At 66.0% G+C, this 1518-nt stretch carries 1 protein-coding gene and 1 pseudogene; both read left to right on the top strand.

What is annotated here, in order from left to right; translation table 11 throughout:
* A pseudogene (istA, locus tag IB243_RS26950) lies at positions 1-704 on the top strand (IS21-like element ISVapa4 family transposase); the annotation flags it as partial.
* Positions 697-1506, top strand: a complete 810-nt coding sequence (gene istB / locus IB243_RS26945; protein WP_192430111.1) for an IS21-like element helper ATPase IstB — start codon at positions 697-699, stop codon at positions 1504-1506. The pseudogene istA and the gene istB, both read left to right, overlap by 8 nt.
* Positions 1507-1518: the final 12 nt, after the last annotated feature.

Below are 1518 nucleotides of genomic sequence, written 5' to 3'. Positions count from 1 at the left end.
GGCTGGCGGAGCGATGCCGAGCACTGTGGAGCGAGGTGCGCCACCCCGAGCACAGCCAGTTCAGCGTGGCCGAGATGCTCGAGCACGAGCGTCCCCACCTGATGCCCATGCCTGAGCCCTTCGATGGCTACGTAGAGAAGCCTGCCCGGGTGTCGAGCACCTGCCTGGTGTCGGTGGCACGCAACCGCTACTCGGTGCCCTGCGAGCTGGCCGGGCAGATGGTCAGCACGCGGCTGTATCCGGGCGGCATCGTGGTTGTTGCCGATGATGCGGTGGTCGCGCGACACGAGCGCCTGAGCGCCTCTGGCGGCACCCGCTACGACTGGCAGCACTACATTCCGCTCATCCAGCGCAAGCCTGGTGCATTGAGGAACGGTGCGCCCTTCGCAGACATGCCCGAGGCACTGCAGCAACTGCGCCGCGGCCTGCTGCGCCAGGCCGGTGGAGATCGCGTGATGGCGCAGGTGTTGGCCATCGTGCCGACGGCGGGGCTGGACGCGGTGATCGTGGCGGTCGAGTTGGCGCTGGAGAGTGGTCCGCCATCGGGCCGGGTCAGCGTGGAGCACGTCGTTAATGTGCTCGGGCGGCTCGCCGCACCGGCAGCACCGCAGAGTGCGCAGACGGTACTGCAGATCGTCACGCCGCCGCTGGCCAACACGGCCCGATACGACGGCTTGCGTGGACAGGAGGTGGACCATGCGTGACGTGACAGTCGAACTCAAGGCGTTGCGCCTGCACGGCATGGCCAGTGCCTGGTGCGATCTGGCGGAGCAAGGTGCCGCGTCCGGCTTGGATGCCTCTCGCTGGCTGGTCGAGCACCTGCTGCAGGCGGAGACCACAGACCGTTCGATGCGTTCGGTCCAGCACCAGATGAACTCTGCGCGCTTCCCCGTGCACCGGGATCTGGCCGGCTTCGACTTCGATGCGTCGGTGGTCGACCAGAAGCTGGTCCACCAGCTCGCGACGCTGGAGTTCACCGAGGCCGCGCACAACGTGGTCTTGGTCGGTGGTCCGGGCACAGGCAAGACCCATCTGGCAACGGCTCTGGGCGTGTCGGGCATCGTGCGCCACGGCAAGCGCGTGCGGTTCTACTCGACGGTCGATCTGGTCAATGCCCTGGAGCAGGAGAAGGCCCAGGGCAAGGCCGGGCGTATTGCGCTGAGCTTGCTGCGAATGGATCTGGTGATCCTGGACGAACTGGGCTACCTGCCGTTCAGCCAGGCCGGCGGTGCGCTGCTGTTCCACCTGCTGTCCAAGCTTTACGAGCACACCAGCGTGGTGATCACGACCAACCTGGACTTCGCCGAATGGTCGACGGTGTTCGGGGACGCGAAGATGACGACCGCCTTGCTCGACCGCCTCACGCACCACTGTCACATCGTGGAGACAGGAAACGAGAGCCATCGATTCCTGCACAGCAGTGCTACGGCGAAGAAGCGCATCAAGGCCAGAGAGCAGACCCGCAAGACAGGCACCAAGGCCGATTCACCAGACGCCACCGATTGACGACTACCGCTC

It is taken from the genome of Acidovorax sp. ACV01, assembly GCF_014851495.1.
Taxonomy (GTDB): domain Bacteria; phylum Pseudomonadota; class Gammaproteobacteria; order Burkholderiales; family Burkholderiaceae_C; genus Acidovorax; species Acidovorax radicis.
The sequence above is the reverse complement of the archived record's forward strand: the minus strand, read 5'-3'. Positions and strand labels throughout refer to the sequence as shown.

Excerpts from the sequence above, each read along its gene's own strand:
- istB (WP_192430111.1), top strand. The coding sequence starts at position 697 with ATGCGTGACGTGACAGTCGAACTCAAGGCGTTGCGCCTGCACGGCATG.